At 71.8% G+C, this 16,919-nt stretch carries 16 protein-coding genes; 7 read left to right on the top strand and 9 right to left on the bottom strand.

The window, feature by feature from the left end:
- Positions 1 to 19 precede the first annotated feature (19 nt).
- A complete protein-coding gene (locus tag IW256_RS42690) occupies positions 20 to 580 on the top strand; it encodes a DUF4870 domain-containing protein (protein ID WP_307828819.1) in 561 nt (186 codons plus the stop codon).
- A 3-nt stretch (positions 581 to 583) separates the two neighbouring features.
- On the opposite strand, the gene IW256_RS09740 is transcribed toward IW256_RS42690, so the two are convergent.
- Positions 584 to 1,417, bottom strand: coding sequence for an LLM class F420-dependent oxidoreductase (locus tag IW256_RS09740; protein WP_197010639.1), 834 nt, complete (start codon positions 1,415 to 1,417; stop codon positions 584 to 586).
- Between the two features lie 373 nt (positions 1,418 to 1,790).
- Between IW256_RS09740 and IW256_RS09735 the strand changes: the two genes are divergently transcribed.
- The 3 genes from IW256_RS09735 to IW256_RS09725 are packed head-to-tail and all read left to right on the top strand — an operon-like array spanning position 1,791 to position 4,717.
- Positions 1,791 to 2,573, top strand: coding sequence for an alpha/beta fold hydrolase (locus IW256_RS09735; RefSeq protein WP_307828818.1), 783 nt, complete (start codon positions 1,791 to 1,793; stop codon positions 2,571 to 2,573).
- Positions 2,570 to 3,820, top strand: coding sequence for an LLM class flavin-dependent oxidoreductase (locus IW256_RS09730; protein WP_197010637.1), 1,251 nt, complete (start codon positions 2,570 to 2,572; stop codon positions 3,818 to 3,820). The genes IW256_RS09735 and IW256_RS09730 overlap by 4 nt, the downstream gene beginning before the upstream one ends.
- A 12-nt stretch (positions 3,821 to 3,832) precedes the next feature.
- Positions 3,833 to 4,717, top strand: coding sequence for a TIGR03619 family F420-dependent LLM class oxidoreductase (locus IW256_RS09725; RefSeq protein ID WP_197010636.1), 885 nt, complete (start codon positions 3,833 to 3,835; stop codon positions 4,715 to 4,717).
- Here IW256_RS09725 and IW256_RS09720 read toward each other — a convergent pair.
- Positions 4,701 to 5,387, bottom strand: coding sequence for a cyclase family protein (locus tag IW256_RS09720; RefSeq protein ID WP_197010635.1), 687 nt, complete (start codon positions 5,385 to 5,387; stop codon positions 4,701 to 4,703). The two genes, IW256_RS09725 and IW256_RS09720, sit on opposite strands and share 17 nt — an antisense overlap.
- Before the next feature lie 45 nt (positions 5,388 to 5,432).
- Between IW256_RS09720 and IW256_RS09715 the strand changes: the two genes are divergently transcribed.
- Positions 5,433 to 6,260: a HipA family kinase gene (locus IW256_RS09715; RefSeq protein WP_197010634.1), complete on the top strand. Its 828-nt coding sequence runs from the start codon at positions 5,433 to 5,435 to the stop codon at positions 6,258 to 6,260.
- On the top strand, positions 6,257 to 6,643 hold the full coding sequence (locus IW256_RS09710; protein ID WP_197010633.1) for a DUF3037 domain-containing protein: 387 nt from the start codon (positions 6,257 to 6,259) through the stop codon (positions 6,641 to 6,643). The genes IW256_RS09715 and IW256_RS09710 overlap by 4 nt, the downstream gene beginning before the upstream one ends.
- Here the strand turns inward: IW256_RS09710 and IW256_RS09705 are convergent.
- Positions 6,640 to 7,686 (bottom strand): phosphotransferase family protein, encoded by a 1,047-nt coding sequence (locus IW256_RS09705; RefSeq protein ID WP_197010632.1) that lies wholly within the window; start codon positions 7,684 to 7,686, stop codon positions 6,640 to 6,642. The two genes, IW256_RS09710 and IW256_RS09705, sit on opposite strands and share 4 nt — an antisense overlap.
- Positions 7,596 to 9,287 (bottom strand): glycosyltransferase, encoded by a 1,692-nt coding sequence (locus IW256_RS09700; RefSeq protein WP_197010631.1) that lies wholly within the window; start codon positions 9,285 to 9,287, stop codon positions 7,596 to 7,598. The genes IW256_RS09705 and IW256_RS09700 overlap by 91 nt, the downstream gene beginning before the upstream one ends.
- Before the next feature lie 132 nt (positions 9,288 to 9,419).
- Between IW256_RS09700 and IW256_RS09695 the strand changes: the two genes are divergently transcribed.
- Positions 9,420 to 10,430 (top strand): NAD-dependent epimerase/dehydratase family protein, encoded by a 1,011-nt coding sequence (locus IW256_RS09695; protein WP_307828817.1) that lies wholly within the window; start codon positions 9,420 to 9,422, stop codon positions 10,428 to 10,430.
- Between the two features lie 32 nt (positions 10,431 to 10,462).
- Here the strand turns inward: IW256_RS09695 and IW256_RS09690 are convergent, their stop codons facing one another.
- The 5 genes from IW256_RS09690 to ispG form a co-directional block, all read right to left on the bottom strand.
- Positions 10,463 to 11,371 (bottom strand): hypothetical protein, encoded by a 909-nt coding sequence (locus tag IW256_RS09690; RefSeq protein WP_197010630.1) that lies wholly within the window; start codon positions 11,369 to 11,371, stop codon positions 10,463 to 10,465.
- A 142-nt stretch (positions 11,372 to 11,513) separates the two neighbouring features.
- Complete coding sequence (locus IW256_RS09685) at positions 11,514 to 12,404, bottom strand: helix-turn-helix domain-containing protein (protein ID WP_197010629.1); 891 nt, start codon at positions 12,402 to 12,404, stop codon at positions 11,514 to 11,516.
- A 114-nt stretch (positions 12,405 to 12,518) separates the two neighbouring features.
- On the bottom strand, positions 12,519 to 13,361 hold the full coding sequence (locus IW256_RS09680) for a GNAT family N-acetyltransferase (protein ID WP_197010628.1): 843 nt from the start codon (positions 13,359 to 13,361) through the stop codon (positions 12,519 to 12,521).
- Positions 13,362 to 13,669: 308 nt separating this feature from the next.
- Positions 13,670 to 15,262, bottom strand: coding sequence for an alpha/beta fold hydrolase (locus tag IW256_RS09675; protein ID WP_197010627.1), 1,593 nt, complete (start codon positions 15,260 to 15,262; stop codon positions 13,670 to 13,672).
- Positions 15,263 to 15,554: 292 nt separating this feature from the next.
- A complete protein-coding gene (gene ispG, locus IW256_RS09670; protein ID WP_269217921.1) occupies positions 15,555 to 16,763 on the bottom strand; it encodes a flavodoxin-dependent (E)-4-hydroxy-3-methylbut-2-enyl-diphosphate synthase in 1,209 nt (402 codons plus the stop codon).
- Positions 16,764 to 16,919 lie beyond the last annotated feature (156 nt).

Below are 16,919 nucleotides of genomic sequence, written 5' to 3'. Positions count from 1 at the left end.
TGCACCGATGGGAACGCCAGTGACGGATCAGCCCCCGCCTCACCACTCGCCCTACGGCCAGCCCCCGGGCGCGCCGCCACCGCCCGGATACGGCCAAGAGGCACCCGGATACGAGCAGGGGGCACCGGGATACGGGCAGGGGGCACCCGGATACGGGCAGCAGTACGACCCTCGCTGGGGTTACGGGCCACCCGGCGTCCCCTACGGCCCGGGCACGCAGACCACCGGTGAGGACACCACCTGGGCGATGATGAGCTACCTCGGCACGCTCATCATCGGCTTCCTCGCGCCCCTGATCATCTACTTCGTCAAGAGGCGCGAGTCGGCCTTCACCCGCTTCCACGCGGCGCAGGCGCTGAACTACCAGCTCACCATCCTGATCCATCTGCTGGCGGTGCTCGCGGTCTGCGCCCCGCTCGCCATCATCACGGAGAACCCCGTCTTCCTCGTGCCGCTGATCCCGGTGTATCTCATCGACGGCTTCGGGCAGTGGGTCTTCCTGATCCTGGGGGCGGTCAAGGCGGGTAAGGGCGCCTACTACCGCTTCCCCACGTTCTTCTGCTTCCGGATGGTCCGCTGACCGTCACATGAAGGCCGCGTAGGTGCGCGCGTACTCGTCCAGGACAGGGAGCACCTCCTCGCGCCCGCCCGCGGGCAGGCGCAGCACCACCTCCCCGACGCCCAGCCCGGCGTAGTAGTCGAGCTTCTCGGGCGTCGGCAGGGTGCCGAACGGGACGATCTGGACCATCTCCCGCCCCGCCGCGTCGCACGCCGCGCGCAGCGCGGGCAGAGCCTCGCGGATCCCGGCCCCGCCTATCGGCATCCAGCCGTCACCGAACTCGGCGATGTGCGCGAACAGCGTGGGGCCGGGCGCACCCCCGAGCAGCACCGGGATGGGCCCCACGGGCTTGGGCCATGACCAGCAGGGTTCGAACGCGACGAACTCCCCTTCATAGGACGCCTCGTCCCGGGTCCACAGCTCGCGCATGGCGAGGACGTGCTCGCGGACCATGGCCCGCCGCCGTTTCCAGGGGACGCCGTGGTCGGCGGCCTCTTCGGCGTTCCAGCCGTATCCGGCGCCCAGGACGAACCGGCCGCCCGCGATCCGGTCGAGCGTCGCGATCGCCTTGGCCGTGACGATCGGGTCGCGCTGGGCCGGCAGGGCGACGCCGGTCCCCAGCCGGATCCGTTCGGTGACCGTCGCCGCGGCGGCCAGCGCCACGAACGGGTCGGGCGTACGGGCGTACTCGTCGGGCAGCGTGTCCACACCGGTCGGCGGGGGCGTCTTCCGCGACACCGGGATGTGGGTGTGCTCGGGGACGAAAAGGGAGACGAAGCCGCGTTCCTCGGCCGCGGCGGCCAGTTCGTGCACCGCCATGGTCCGGTCGGTCGTGAACAGCGTGACGCCCAGCCGCATCCGTCGTCTCCTCTCCCGCCCGCACGGGCGGTCACGGCGCGCTCCCCCGCCCACCCTAGCCGCTCGACCAAGCGATTGCTCGGTAAGTGGCGATTGATGTAGCGTGCGCTTGTTCGGGAAATCGCTTCCACGGAGGGTTCCCATGCCATTCGCCGAGCTGGGGGAAGTGCGGCTGTTCTATACCGACGACGCCCCGAGCGAAGCGAGGGGCGGCGGCGTTGCGTTTGCCGGGGGGTCTGGGGGGTCGTCCCCCCAGAACAAGACCGACGCCCCGAGCGAAGCGAGGGGTGTCGGCGTTGCGTTTGCCGGGGGGCCTGGGGGGTCGTCCCCCCAGAACAAGACCGACGCCCCGAGCGAAGCGAGGGGCGGCGGCGTGCCGTTGCTTCTTGTGCACGGGTTCGGGGCCGACTCGCACGACTGGACGCCCCACCTTCCCGAGCTGGCGGCACGGCGGCGGGTGATCGCCCCGGACCTGCGGGGCCACGGGTACTCCTCGGCGCCCGAGACCGGCTACCGCCCGCGCGACCTGGCCGGCGACCTCGTCGGGCTGCTGGACGCGCTGGGGGTCGAACGGGTGACCGCGATCGGTCACTCGCTCGGGGCGCTGGTGGTCAGCGCGCTGGCCGTCGAGCATCCGGAGCGGGTGCGCGCCCTGGTGTGCGTGGATCCCGGCTACGGGCAGCCACCCGAGATCGCCGCGGCCTTCCCCGGAATGATCGAGGCGCTGCGCGGGCCCGACCCGTACCGGACCGCGCTGGCCAACGACGCCTGGTGCTACACGCCCGCCTCCCCGCCGCAGCTGCGGGAGTGGCACAGGCGCAAGATCCTCGGGACCTCGGTGCCGGCGCTCGCCCAGGCGTTCGCCGGGATGTACGAGGGCGACGACCAGTTCGGCGTGCGGCCCGCCTCCGAGGACTACCTCGTCCGCCGCGCCTGCCCGGTGCTGTCCTGCTGGTCGGCGGCCCAGGCCGGGTCCGCCGCCTGGGAGCGCGGGCTGTTCAAGCATCCCGCGTCCCGGGCCGTGGTCTGGCCCGGGGGCGGGCACCGGCTGCACGCCGAGCGGCCGGCCGAATTCCTGCTCGTCGTCAACGACTGGCTGGACGAACTCGACACGCTCGACACGCTCGACACGCTCGACAAGGAGACGAACGCGTGAAGTTTGCCATCTTCCTCAACCCGCAGATTCCCGGGTCGGGCTGGGCCGCCGAGGACAACGCCAAGGCCAGGCGGCCGATCGGACGGGACGTCGAGTCCTACCAGAAGCTGCTGCACGAGGTACGCGAGATCGCCGTGCACGCGGACCGGATCGGCTTCGACGCCCTGATGATGACCGAGCACCACTTCCACTCGGAGGGGTTCGAGTTCTCGGTCAACCCGCTGATGTTCCTGACCGACCTGGCCGCCCGGACGGAGCGGATCCTGCTGGCCCCGCTGGGCATCGTCCTGCCCGCCTGGGATCCGATCCGGGCCGCCGAGGACGTGGCCCTGCTGGACCACTTCTCCAAGGGGCGGCTGCGGCTCGGTGTCGCCCGCGGCTACCAGAACCGCTGGATGAACGTGCTCGGCCAGCGCTGGCAGGCCGCCGCGGCGCGGTCGGACGGGTCCAAGTCCGACAACCGCAACTTCGACGTGTTCGGCGAGGTCCTCAAGATCATGAAGATGGCCTGGGCCCAGGACTCGCTCCGTTACAAGAGCGACGTGCTGGACTACGAGGTCCCCGCCCCGTACAGCGGCATCGAGGGCTGGCCCGCGGCCGACTGGACGCGTACGTTCGGCGCCCCCGGTGAGATCGACGAGAACGGGATCATCCAGTCGGTGTCGGTGTGCCCCAAGCCGTACCAGAACCCGCATCCGGAGCTGTGGCAGCCGTTCACGGTGTCGGACCGTTCGGTCATCCGGGCCGCGCAGGAGGGCATCATGCCCTGGATGTTCACCCCGAACCCCGACGACCACGCCGCCAAGGCCAAGCTCTACCAGGAGGAGTGCGGCCGCCAGGGCAAGGACTACAAGCTCGGCGAGCACACCGGCATCCTGAAGATCGTGGGGATGGCGGACACCCGCGAGGAGGCCATCGCCACCTACGGCACGGGCATGCAGAAGGACTTCGCGTCCTTCTTCGGCCCGTTCGGGTACCTGGAGGTGCTGCGCACCAAGGAGGACGACAAGCACAAGCCCGTCTCCCCCGAGAAGGGCGACTTCAAGCGCATGAACGAGGTCGAGATGGCGCTGCTGGGCACGCCGGACGACGTCAAGCGCGGCATCCAGCGGATGCTGGACCGGATGCCCGACCTGGAATGGTTCGGCCTGTTCATGCAGGGCCAGCAGGGCGTGCTGCCGCTGGACACGGTGAAGCGCAACCTGGAGATGTTCGCCACCAAGGTCATCCCCGAGTTCCAGGACTGAGGGGCCCGGCGGATGGAGTTCTGGCTCGGCGCCTCGTTCGCCGACACCCACGAGTACCTGAGCCTGGCCAGGGCCGCCGACCGGCTCGGGTACTCGGCGGTCGCGGTGTCGGACCACATCTTCTACACCGACTACGACGCGCCCTACCCGTACAGCGACACGGGCGCGCCGCCGTACAAGCCCGACACGCACTGGCCGGACGTGTGGGTGACGATCGGCGCGATGGCGGCCGTCACCGAGCGGGTGCGGTTCGCCACCAACGTCTACATCGCCCCGGCCCGGGACCTGTTCACGGTCGCCAAGTCGGTCTCGACGGCCGCGGTGCTGTCGGGCGACCGGGTGAACCTGGGTCTCGGGGTGGGCTGGTGCAAGGACGAGTTCCTGCAGACCGGGCAGGACTTCCACACCCGCGGCCGGCGCCTGGACGAGATGATCCCGGCGTTGCGGGAGCTGTGGAAGGGCGGGATGACCGAGCACCACGGGACCTTCTACGACTACGGGCCGCTCAGCATCACACCCGTTCCCGGGAAGCCCGTTCCCATCTTCATCGGCGGTGACAGCGACGCCGCGCTGCGCCGGACGGCGCGGGTCGCCGACGGCTGGATCGGCAACCGCATCTACACCGAGGAGCAGCTGGAGGACCTGCTGGCCCGGCTGGCGGCGCTGCTGGCCGAGCACGGCCGGACGCTGGACGACCTGGAGGTGATCGCGCCGATCGCGGCGATGCCGAGCGCCGGCCTGTACCGGAAGTGGGCGGACCGCGGCGTGACCGGGACGCTGGCCGCGCCCTGGTGGCTGGCCTCCGCCGAGGAGAAGGCCGCGCACGGCGGTGATCCCCTCGCGCTGAAGCTCGCCACCATGGAGCGGTTCGCCGCGGAGGTCATCGACAAGATGTGACGGCGGGAGCGTCGATGCGGGCGACGGCGCGGACCGGCGCGCCGTCCCCCTCCAGCCGGATCGGGAAGAGCGAGACCTCGATGCGGCGCCCATCGGCCTGGGCCTCCAGGAGGCGGTCCAGGCCGGTGAGGTTCTCGGCGATCACCGCGCCGGCGCCGCACAGCACGCGGTGCGCGTCGAGGCTGAACTCACCGTCCCCGGGCGGGGGCGTACGGTCCACGCTGAGCGCGTCGATCCCGACCGTGCGGACCCCCGCCGCCACGATCGCCTGCGCGGTCTCCGCCGCCGGGTAGGGGTGGGCGAGGACGTCGGCGGTCCCCCAGTGGTGGGACCAGCCGGTGGCGATGAGCAGGACGACGCCGGGGCGCAGCCCGGCCGGGAGGATCTCCGGCCCGATCGCGGTGCGCGGCGGCAGGCCGCGGGCGTCGCCAACCACCGCGGGGCCGGTGAACCGTTCGAGGGGCAGGTCCTCCAGGCGGGGCAGCAGGTCGTCGACGTGGTACGGGGCGTCCACGTGCGTGCCCGTCTGCGAGCCCATGTGCAGGCGCCGCACGTTCACGCCCGAGTTGGCGACCGTCAGCGCCGCCGAGACGACCACCTCCGGGTCGCCCGGGTAGATGGGCATCCCCGAGACGACGGGCACCGACAGATCGACCAGTTCAACCCCCATGGAATTGATTATTCCTCCGGTGGGGGGCTCCGCTAACGTGAACGCGTGCTGCCCCTTGTGACCGCCACCCGGTACGTGACGCCGCTGCGTGAGGGCGGGTCCCTCCCCGGTGTCGTCGAGGCCGACGATCTCGGCACCTACGTGATGAAGTTCCACGGCGCGGGGCAGGGCCGCAAGGCCCTGGTCGCCGAGGTGATCGCCGGTGAGCTGGCCCGCCGGCTCGGGCTGCCGGTGCCGGACCAGGTGATCATCGAGCTGGACCCGGTGATCGGGCGGCACGAGCCGGACACCGACGTGCAGGACCTCCTCAAGGCCAGCACCGGCTGGAACCTCGGGGTGGACTTCCTGCCCGGATCGCTCGGTTTCGACCCGCTGGGCTGGAGCGCGGACGCCGCGTTCGCCTCGCGGGTGCTGTGGTTCGACGCGTTCATCGGCAACGTGGACCGCAGCTGGCGCAACCCCAACATGCTGGTCTGGCACGGGAAGGTGTGGCTGATCGACCACGGCGCGAGCCTGTACTTCCACCACGCCTGGGCCAACGCCGGCCGGCTGTTCTCCGGGCCGTACGACGTGGACGACCACGTGCTGACCCGGTGGGCCGCGAAGCTGCCCGACGCCGAGGCCGAGCTGCTTCCCCTGGTCACGCCGGAGCTGCTGCGCGAGGTGACCGAGCTGGTGCCGGACCGCTGGCTGGAGGGCGAGCCCGGCTTCGCCGACGCCGGCGCGGTCCGCCGTGCCTACGTCGAGCTGCTGTCCGAGCGGGCCGGCAAGCCTCGTGACTGGCTGCCGGAACTGTCGGTCGCCCACCGCCGTCCCGGCGCCGCCGCGCCGCGCGGCGCCAACCGTCCCGGCTGGCTGGGGGGTTCGGCATGAGCGCGGGCCGGACGGTCTTCGAGTACGCGGTGCTGCGGGTGATGCCGCGCGTGGAGCGGGGCGAGTCGATGAACGTGGGCGTCGTGGTGCACTGCCGCGCGCTGGACTTCCTCGGCTGCCGGACGCACCTGGACGAGGCGCGGCTGCGCGCGCTCGACCCGGAGCTCGACCTGGACGGCGTGCGCTGCGCGTTGCGGGGCGTGGAGGCGCTGTGCGAGGGCGGTGAGGGGGCCGGGCAGGCCGGCGAGGAGTCGCTGGGCAGCCGGTTCCGCTGGCTGACCGCGCCGCGCAGCACCATCGTCCAGCCGGGGCCGGTGCACGCGGGACTGACCACCGACCCGGCGGCGGAGCTGGACCGGCTGCTGGGCCTCCTGGTGACCTAAGGGGTCGCGGGTGGCGCGGGTGGCGCGGGGTGCGCTTCGGTGAGGACGGGTTCCATGAGGGACAGGTAGCGGCCTGCCCAGTCGCGGAACGTCCATGACTCGGGCCACCAGCGCAGTCCCCTGCGCTGGAAGAACTCCCACAGCAGGGCGCGGTCGAGGAGCAGGTACGCAGCGGCCCGCCGGGCGAACAGGGGCCTCGGGGGCCTGGCGGCCAGATAGGAGCCCAGGAAGGCACGCGCCAGGCCGGGGTCCTCGTCGAGGTAGGAGCACAGCGTCCGCGCCAGGTCGGCCTCGCCGTCGCCGAAGTAGGACTGGGCGAGGTCGAAGACGCCGCCCACCGCCCACCGGCCGTCCTCGCGGGTGACCACGACGTTCCCCTCCTTGTAGTCCTCCATGACCAGGCAGGGCTGGAAGGGCACGGCCATCGCCCGCGCGCCGTCACCCAGGAGGGATTCGGCCCAGGCCAGGTCGTCGGGGGTGGTCGCGGCGGGGGCGTGCCGCCGCGCGGTGGCGAGCCTGGCCCGTACGCGGCCGGCCACCCACGCGCCGTAGGCGACCGGCCGGGCGTGGCGCGGGTCCGGCAGGGACCAGACGGACGCGTCCGGCGGTTCGAGCGGGACGACCGCCTGGACGGCCGGGTGATAGCGGCCGGGATGGTCCCGGGTGAGCGTGTGCATCTCGGCCAGGTTCGCGCCCAGCGCCCGGGCCGTCTCCGTCCGCTCCGCCGGGTTCAGGCCGTTCCGGACCTGCGGATCCGACAGTTGCAGCCCGGTCATCCGCGGCATGATGACGTAGCTCCAGCCGAAGATGCCGGTGCCCGTGTCGATCCGGTACGGCCAGGGCACCGGAGTCCGGGTCCGCTGGGAGAGGGCTTCGGTGTAGAAGCCCTCGGCCTCGAACTGCCCGGCGTAGTAGGGGTTTCCGCGCAGCACGTGCTCGCCGGTGCTGCTCGTCAGGAAGAGGTTCTGTCCGAAGTGGCCGTGCGCGATCGGCTCGGCGCGGACGAGTCGGCCGAGCCGGAAACGGTCGAGAGCGGCCTGCAACTGTCGCTCGGATATCCGTCCGAGGCGTTGCGAGTAGAACCGTTCCGGGTAGAGCCGTTCCGGCATGCCGCCGCCTTTCGCGTTTCCACCGCGCGCCGCCGTCCGGGACGTCCCGGACGGGCGACGCCGAACCAGCTGCGCCGGATGAAGCAGAGCAGCAGGACGCCGTAGTTCACCACCCAGAAGATCGAACCCAGATCGATTCCGGTGAGGAGCCCGCCGGGGTACTTCTGCGCGATGTGGCGGGCCAGCGCCACCGCGAAGAGGGCGACGAGCACGATCTGCGGGGAGACCTCTTTCAGGTAGAGGCCGGCCCGATGCTCTTTGCGGGTGACGCGGTACTCCGGTTTCCGGTCCGGCCCGTAGAGGACGGCGCGCAGGCAGGCGTTGATGTAGACGAACGTCATGCCCACCCACATCTGCTTGGCCCGCCACACCTCCTGCCATGACGTGCCGTTGCCGAGGATGAACATGTACGTGCCGAGCAGCGCGAAGTAGAAGAGGGAGTACACGATGTGCGCCACGACGTTCGTCTGGAACATCCGGACGTCGAACAGCAGGCAGAACGCCGGGGTCAGGATCAGGACGAGCGTCGGGACGCTGGACAGGTAGAACAGTCCCGTCTCCAGGAACTGGAGCCGCTGGCGGAACGTCAGTCCCCGGGCCTTCAGCGGGGACCTCCAGAACAGGATCCTGAGCGTGTCCAGAGCCCACGTGCCCAGTTGCTTGTAGACGTTGGGGATGTCCTCGGGCGCCACCTGGCCGACGGCACCGGCGATCGGGAGGTACGCCCCGCGCAGGCCGTGCTGGAGGGCGAGGTAACCGGAGTACAGGTCCTCGACGAGATTCCAGGTGGGGAACCCGCCGATCAGTTCCAGGTGCGCCCTTCTCCACACCAGCCCGCTGCCGCAGGGGAAGGCGGACCCGGCGGCGGCGCGCGAGAGCATGATCCCTCGGTAGAAGAACCTGCGCCGGTTCCCGAACGGGTCGCCCGGGCTGACCAGCGAGTCCTTGATCGTCTGGACGAACGCGATCCGGGGGTGCCGGACGAGGTGGCCGACCGTGTGGAGGAGGAAGCCGGGATCCCCCACGAGATCGTCGGCGTCGCGGGTCTCGATGAACTCGGCCTCGGGATAGGTGTCCACGACGAACCGGAGCATGGAGTTCAGGTTGCCGTCCTTGGCGTCCCCTCTCCGCTCGGGCGTGTGCTTGCGCGGTGGCGAGTGGTGGTGGAGGAGCGCCTCCGGGAACCGGTCCCGCAGGCCGTCGACCATCTCCCGTACGGCCGGCCGGTGCCCGTCGTCACCGACCACCACGACGAGCCGGTCGTGGGGCCAGTTCTGGGTGAGCACGCTCTCCAGGGTGCGTTCCAGCATGTCCACCGGCTCGTTGTAGGTGGGCACGATGACCGCCACGAGCGGTTCGGTGTACGGCTCGGGCGCGGAGACGGCCGGTGGCAGGCGATGCCAGTTGTTGTGGACGGTGACGAACAGCAGAAGGATCAGGAAGGTGTTGGCCAGGAGGAAGGGGACGGCCAGCCAGGCGTTGCCGGCCGTGGTGTCCGCGGCCATCCAGCCGATATAGACGAGCGACGCGGCCATCGATGTGACGCCTGCCGTCCTGCGGACGCGGTCGTCCGCCCAGAAGTTCCCCGCGCGCGCCGGGGGCGCCCCGTCCGGTCGGCGTATCTTGAAGGGGACGCGAGATCCGGCCGGCCGACCCTGGTGGTGGATGTGCACGACCTGCCTCATCGTCCGTTCCGGCATGCCGTGGTCACGGGCGGCGCCGGTTTCCTCGGGTCCCACCTCTGCGAGCGCCTCCTGCACCAGGGGGTCGAGGTGACGTGCCTCGACAACTTCCTCACCGGCACACGTGCCAACATCGCGCACCTGATGCCGGACGCGCGTTTCCGCCTCGATCACTGTGACGTCACCGAGCCCTTCCGGGTTCGGGGCCCGGTCGATCTGGTGCTCCACTTCGCCTCACCGGCGTCCCCGGCGGACTACCTGCGCCTGCCGATCCACACGCTCAAGGCCGGCGGCATCGGCACCATGCACGCGCTCGACCTCGCCCGCGACAAGGGGGCGCGGTTCGTCCTGGCCTCCACCTCGGAGGTGTACGGGGACCCCCTCGAACACCCTCAGCGGGAGTCGTACTGGGGGAACGTCAACCCGGTGGGCCCGCGCGGCGTGTACGACGAGGCCAAACGCTTCGCCGAGGCGCTGACCACGGCGTACCGGGCCACGCACGGGGTGGACACGGCGATCGTGCGCATCTTCAACTCCTACGGCCCGCGGATGCGCCCCGACGACGGCCGCGCCATTCCCACGTTCATCCGCCAGGCGCTCGCCGGTGATCCCATCACGGTGACCGGTGACGGCGGCCAGACCCGCTCGGTCTGCTACGTCGACGACACGGTCGGCGGCGTCCTCGCGCTCGCGGGCGGCGGGCACTCCGGTCCCGTCAACATCGGCGGCGCGGAGGAGATGACGATCCTCGACCTCGCCCTGCTGGTCCGGGAGATCGCCGGCTCCCGCTCGCCGGTCCGCCTGGTCGACAGCCCGGTGGACGACCCGCGCAGGCGCCGGCCGGACACGACCCGGGCCCGCGAGACCCTGGGCTGGGCCCCCGAGGTCCCGTTGAGCCAGGGCCTCCGGCGGACCATCGCCTGGTTCAGGGAACGGCCCTCCGGCGGGCGGATCCTGGGAGAGGACACCGGCTCGGTGCCCTCGGTCGGCCGCTGACCCGTCCCCGCCCCGTCCCCGCCCCGTCCCTCCTAATCCCACTCCCAGCGCATGCCGTGGAAGCCGGCGGGCACGCCGAACTCGATGAAGTGGGCGCTGTGGTAGCCCGACAGCCGCAGGTCGGCCGAGTCCTTGAGGGCCGTCTGGGCGTCGGGACGCCAGGTGCGGTAGCAGCGGGCCGGCAGCGCCGAGGGGTGGAAGCGCACCTCCATCAGGAACTCGTGGTGCGGCGTGCGGAACCCGCGCCCCTCCTCCCACACCGGGGGGCCGGTCTCCTCGAACCCGAACCCGTACTCCAGCAGGTAGGTCTCGCCGCGGCCGAGGGCCCGGTCGAACAGCAGCTCGGCGGCGATGAGCCCGCTGGCCGCGTCCATCCGCACCCGGCCGAAGCGGCAGCCGCGGGCGGTCCGGGACGAGGGCAGCACGCCGTGCGGATGGTGGTAGACGGCGATCCAGCGGTCCACGCCGCGCTGCTGGGCCTGGAAGACCGCGCGGCTGCGGACCTCGCGCAGCTGCCGGCGCGGGCCGATGACATGCTGGTCGTGCAGGCTGAGACCGGTCAGCAGCCGCTCGCCGCGCTCGCCGATCTCGTCGAGCAGGTCGCGCACGCCGGGTTCGGGGCACAGCTCCTCCACCGGCAGCCAGGGCCCGGCGGGACGCTCGGCGGCGGGTTTGAGCAGCGTGAGCAGGGAGTGGCGGGGCAGCCCGAGGATGACCTCCAGCGCCCGTACGGCGCGCAGCGAGTCGGCGCGTTCGGGTCTGGTCCGGCCGCGCTGCCAGTAGCTCAGGGTGGACAGGCTGACGGCGATCCCCTGCTCCTCCAGGCGGCGCCGCAACGCCTCCAGGCTGAGCCCGCGGGCGCGGATCGCCGCGTGCAGGGCGACGTTGAACGGACCGTACTGCAGTGTCTGGAGGAGATCGTCCTCCGTGGCGCTCTGCACCGCCATCGCCTCCGGATCACATCCGGCCGGCCCCCAGCTCGGCCTTGACAACAGCAGTTCGAACCTCCGGGCTCACTGTAAGGCCCCGGGCTTCCGAATCCAATCGGCAACATGTCACAACACCGCGTGCGTTCCCCTTCGTTCAGTCCCATTCCCATTCGATGCCGACGATGCCCCTCCGGACGTCGCCCAGCGCGAGGTGGGCGCTCCCGGAGGCGCCGATCCACAGCTCGCCCAGCCGGCGGCGCGGGGCCCGCTCACCGGCGCGCGCGTGGCCGTAGCAGCGGGCCGGGAGCGTCTCCGCGTGGAACTGCACGATCGCCAGGTAGTCGCGGACGGGGCGGGGGAACCGGCGCTCGCAGTCACCGGAGGGGCGGCTCAGCTCGTACTCGATCACGACGGTGTCCCCCGCGGACAGCACCCGGTCGAAGATCAGCTCGAAGCCGACCAGCCCGCCCTCGGCGCGGACCCGGCCGGCCCGGCAGTACCGCAGCCCGGCCGGCTCGGGCCCCGCCCCGTCCATCGGGTGGACGCGCACGACCCGGTCGATGTCGTCGCCGGTCGCCCGCAGCACTTCGCGCACGGTGAGCCCGAGCGGGCGCCGGTCGGGGCCGAACCGGTAGAGGTCGTGGACGCTCAGCCGTTCCAGGCGGTGATCGCCGGAGCGGTCGAGCTGGCCGACGACCCGGGCGTACCGCTGCGGGTCCGGCCACAGCTCGGTGCCCGCGGCGGACGCGGAGGCCCGGTCGGGCGGTACGGCGCTTCCGAGGGCGAGGCCGGGCGCGCCCCGCGGCGGCGCGGCCCCGGGGACGGGATCGTCCAGCAGGTCGATCAGGGCACCCGCCGGGACGCGCAGGATCTCCTCCAGCGCCACGACCACCGTGCGGGAGCGGGGGCGGCTGCGGCCCCTCTGCCAGTAGCTCAGCGACGCGACGCTGACCGTGAGGCCGCGCTGGGCCAGCCGGTGGCGGATCCGCTCCAGGGTGAGCCCGCTCTCCTGAACGGCCTGCCGCAGCGCACCGGCGAACTCCACGCGCGGATCCTACTGGTCCGGAGCCGTGACACGCCGGACGGACATCCGATCGCCACCGGGACGGCCGCACCCGGCCTCGCCGTCACGGGAGTGCGGGCGGCGGGACGGGCGGCGTCAGAACAGGATCGACATGAACGTGTCGACCTCGGTGAACCCGACGCGGCGGTAGGCGGCGCGCGCCCGGACGTTGAAGTCGTTGACGTACAGCGAGACGGCCGGCGCGATCGAGCCCAGCGCCTCCGTCACCAGCGCGGCCATCCCGTGCACCGAACGGCCCTGGCCGCGCAGGTCAGGCGGGACCCACACGCCCTGCACCTGGCAGGCGTACGGGGTGACGGCGCCCACCTCGGCCTTGAACACGACCCGGCCGTCGTCGATGCGGGCGAACGCGCGGCCCGCCCGGATCAGCTCGGCGACCCGGGACCGGTAGAGCACCCCGCCGTCCCCGGCGTTCGGGGAGACCCCGACCTCCTCGGTGAACATGGCCACGCAGGCCGGGTACACGAGGTCGAACTCCTCCATCCGCACCCGGCGGACGCGGTGGTCGGCGGCGACGGCCGGCACCGTGGAGGTGGACATCACGGGCTGGGCCGAACGGATCGCCCGGGGCGGGCCCCAGTAGGGGGCGAGCATGTCCCACAGCTCGCCGACGGCGTCGACGGGCCCGACGATGGACGAGCAGCGGCGGCCCTGCGCCCGGGCGCGCTCGGCGAAGGCCCGCACGGCGTCGGAGGTGGCGGCGACGGGGACCAGGTTGGCGCCGGAGTAGCACAGCGAGGTCAGCCGCCCGTCGTGCAGGTAGCCCCACATCTGCGCGCCCAGCCGGCGGGGGTCGAGCCCCGCGGCGTGCACGCGGGAACCGACGAACACGTTGGCGACCGGGTCGGCGTCCAGAATGGCCAGTGCCTCGGCGCGGTGTCGGTCGTCCAGTATCCGTACCGGCAACGACCCCAGCATGCGCATGGTCTACCGGTCCCGCTCGCGGGCGAGCGACCTCGTGGAGGTCACCAGTGTCAGCACCACGTTGATAAGCCTATGACGTTCGCGTTCCCGGCGTGCTCCCCGCCTCCATTACCAACCGGTACCAAAGGGGACACCCCCGCCTTCTGCGCCGTCCATGGGGGGAGAACACGGCCGGACGCGCGAGGTCGCGGAGCGTACGGCGAGCCGCCGGTGCCCTGGGCGGGGCACCGGCGGCTCGGCACGCATGGGAACCGGCGTAGGAACCGGCCTGGACGGTCCGGCCGGGTCCGGTGGGGCCAGGGCTACGGGCGCCCGACGGGGACGTCCTTGCCCTGCGGGGCCTTGGCGGTCTTGAGGGCCGCCGGGTCCGGGTCGTTCAGCGCGGGGAGCGCGTCACAGGAGACGTCCGCGACCTGGCCCGGCTTGCGGGGCGCGAGCGTCCCGTCGGTCAGGTACGCGGCGACCTTGTCGTCGAGGCAGGCGTTGCCGTTGAGGGTGTTGCTGTGGGTCTTGCCGCCCTGCTCGGCCAGCAGCGTCGCGGACGGGAAGAGCTTGCGCATCTGCGGGCCGCCCGGGTACGGGGTGGCCGCGTCCAGGGTCGACTGCACCAGCAGGAAGGGCGGGACGGCCTTGCGCTTGTCGCCGATGGGGAACGCCTTGCCGCTCTCGGCGCCCCAGAAGAACACCGGTGCGTTGTACCAGGTGTTGGACCAGCTGTTGAAGCGGATGCCGCTCTTGTACTGGCGGACCGCGTCCCGGTGCCAGGTCCTCCACTTCGACGGCCACGGGGCGTCCACGGCCTGCACGGCGTTGTAGACGGCGAAGCCGTTGTCGCCGCCGCCCTCGCTGACCCACTCCAGCAGCGGCGCCGGGTCCTTCTTGGTCACCCAGGCCGACAGGATCTCGGCGAAGGGGATGTAGTAGCCGGTGTTGTACCCGGCGCTGAGCACGATGTCGTCGAGCTCGGACGGGCCGATCTTGCCGCCGATGGGGCTCTTCTTGGCGGCGGCGCGGACCTTGTAGTAGGTGGCCTCGACCGCGTCGGCGGTCGTACCGAGGTGGTAGAGCGAGTCGTACCTGGCGGCCCAGGCCCACCAGAGCTTCATGTTGCGCTCGAAGGCGACGTTCTGCTTGAGCTGGCCGCCGTACCAGACCTCGCGGGAGTCGACGTTGCCGTCCCAGACCATCCGCTTGATGTTCTTGGGGAACAGCGAGGCGTAGGTCGCGCCGAGGTAGGTGCCGTAGGAGAACCCGTAGTAGCTGATCTGCCGGGCGCCCAGGGCCTTGCGGATCGAGTCGAGGTCACGGGCCGAGCTGGTGGTGCGCATGTGCGGCAGCATCCAGCCGAACTTCTTGGCGCACAGGTCGGCGTACTTCTTGGAGCGCGACAGCCAGCGCTTCTCCTCCCGGACGCTGCGCGGCACGTAGTCGGGCCGGATCGGGTCGGAGTAGGGCGGGTAGCAGCTGAGCGCCGGCTTGCTGGACTCGACGCCGCGCGGGTCGAAGCCGATGATGTCGTACCTGGCGGCGACCTCCTTGGGCAGCCAGGCGGCCAGCCCGCCGGACAGGTAGAGGCCGCTGCCGCCCGGGCCGCCCGGGTTGCCGATCAGGACGCCCTGGTAGTTGGCCTTGTCGGTGGCCTTCACCCGGGACACCGCGACCGAGATCTTCCGGCCCGCCGGCTCGGCGTAGTCCAGCGGGACCTCGACCTGGCCGCACTCGGCGCCGGCCAGGTAGCGTCCGCCGGTCACGTCGGTCGGGCACTTGCCCCAGGTGATGTTCGACGCCGCCGCCGGGTTCGCGGTGGTCGCCGGGCCCACGCCCGCGGAGACGGCGACGGCCGTGCCGCCCACCCCCACCGCCGTGGCCGCCGTGATGAGAACGAGCCTCTTCACCAAACCCCCTCAATCCCGGGGCGGCACGGCACCGGTGCGCGACGGGGTCACGCGGGAGTGGGAGCCGCTCCGGTCAGAGCGATATATGCGAACGGTGAAGATTGTGGCGGTTCGGGGTCCCGGGACGGCAGGGACTCTCGAAGAGGATGCGAAATCGTGACAGACTTCGCGGAACCCAACAATGCGCCCGCACGTTCGCGTGCGGACCCGGCGCCGTCGCGCCGCCGCGCGGAGACCGGGGAGAACGAACGGGTCCCGCGGCTGCGCGGGACCCGCTCGGCGTGCGTCCGGGTCAGCCGACCACGACGGTCGCGCCGGGGCCGGTGACCGCGCCGTCCTCGTCGATCTCGAAGCCCATCTCGGTGGCGATGTTCATCGCCTCCTCGATCAGGGTCTCGACGATCTGGGCCTCCGGAACGGTCTTGATGACCTGGCCCTTGACGAAGATCTGGCCCTTGCCGTTACCGGAGGCCACGCCCAGGTCGGCCTCGCGGGCCTCGCCCGGACCGTTCACCACGCAGCCCATCACGGCCACCCGCAGCGGCACCGGGAAGTCCTTCAGCCCCGCGGTGACCTGCTCGGCCAGGGTGTAGACGTCGACCTGCGCGCGCCCGCACGAGGGGCACGAGACGATCTCCAGCCCGCGGCGCCGCAGCCCGAGCGACTCCAGGATCTGCGCGCCGACCTTGACCTCCTCCACCGGAGGGGCCGACAGCGAGACCCGGATGGTGTCGCCGATGCCCTGCGACAGCAGCGCCCCGAACGCGACCGCGGACTTGATCGTGCCCTGGAAGGCGGGCCCGGCCTCGGTGACCCCGAGGTGCAGCGGGTAGTCGCACGCCGCCGCCAGCTGCCGGTACGCCTCGATCATCACCACCGGGTCGTTGTGCTTGACCGAGATCTTGATGTCCCGGAAGCCGTGCTCCTCGAACAGCGAGCACTCCCACAGCGCCGACTCCACCAGCGCCTCGGGTGTCGCCCGGCCGTGCTTCGCCAGCAGCCGCTTGTCCAGCGACCCGGCGTTGACGCCGATCCGGATGGGCACCCCGGCGGCCGACGCGGCCTTCGCGATCTCGCCGACCTTGTCGTCGAACTTCTTGATGTTGCCCGGGTTGACCCGTACGGCCGCGCAGCCCGCGTCGATCGCCGCGAACACGTACTTCGGCTGGAAGTGGATGTCGGCGATCACCGGGATCGACGACTTGCGGGCGATCGCCGGCAGCGCCTCGGCGTCGTCCTGCGAGGGCACCGCCACCCGCACGATCTGGCAGCCGGCCGCGGTCAGCTCCGCGATCTGCTGGAGCGTCGCGTTCACATCGGAGGTCAGCGTGGTCGTCATCGACTGCACCGACACCGGGGCGTCGCCGCCCACCGGCACGTTCCCGACCATGATCTGCCGCGACCGGCGGCGCGGGGCCACGGGACGCGGCTCCTCCTGCCCGTCGCCGCCCGCTCCGCCGCCCTCGCCGCGGACCGCCGGAATACCGAGTGAAACGCTCATCCCTCTCCCTTTGGCTCCCCTTGCCCAGCCCCTGCCTTCACGGGGAAACGGCTCCCCAGTCCCCGTGGCGAGGGGCAGGCCGCCCTGGCATCGCTTCGCGTCGCCCGGCCACTCCTACCCTAAGCGCCCCAGACGAATGGGATGACGCGGACGGGT

Source organism: Actinomadura viridis (genome assembly GCF_015751755.1).
Lineage (GTDB): Bacteria > Actinomycetota > Actinomycetes > Streptosporangiales > Streptosporangiaceae > Spirillospora > Spirillospora viridis.
The sequence above is the reverse complement of the archived record's forward strand: the minus strand, read 5'-3'. Positions and strand labels throughout refer to the sequence as shown.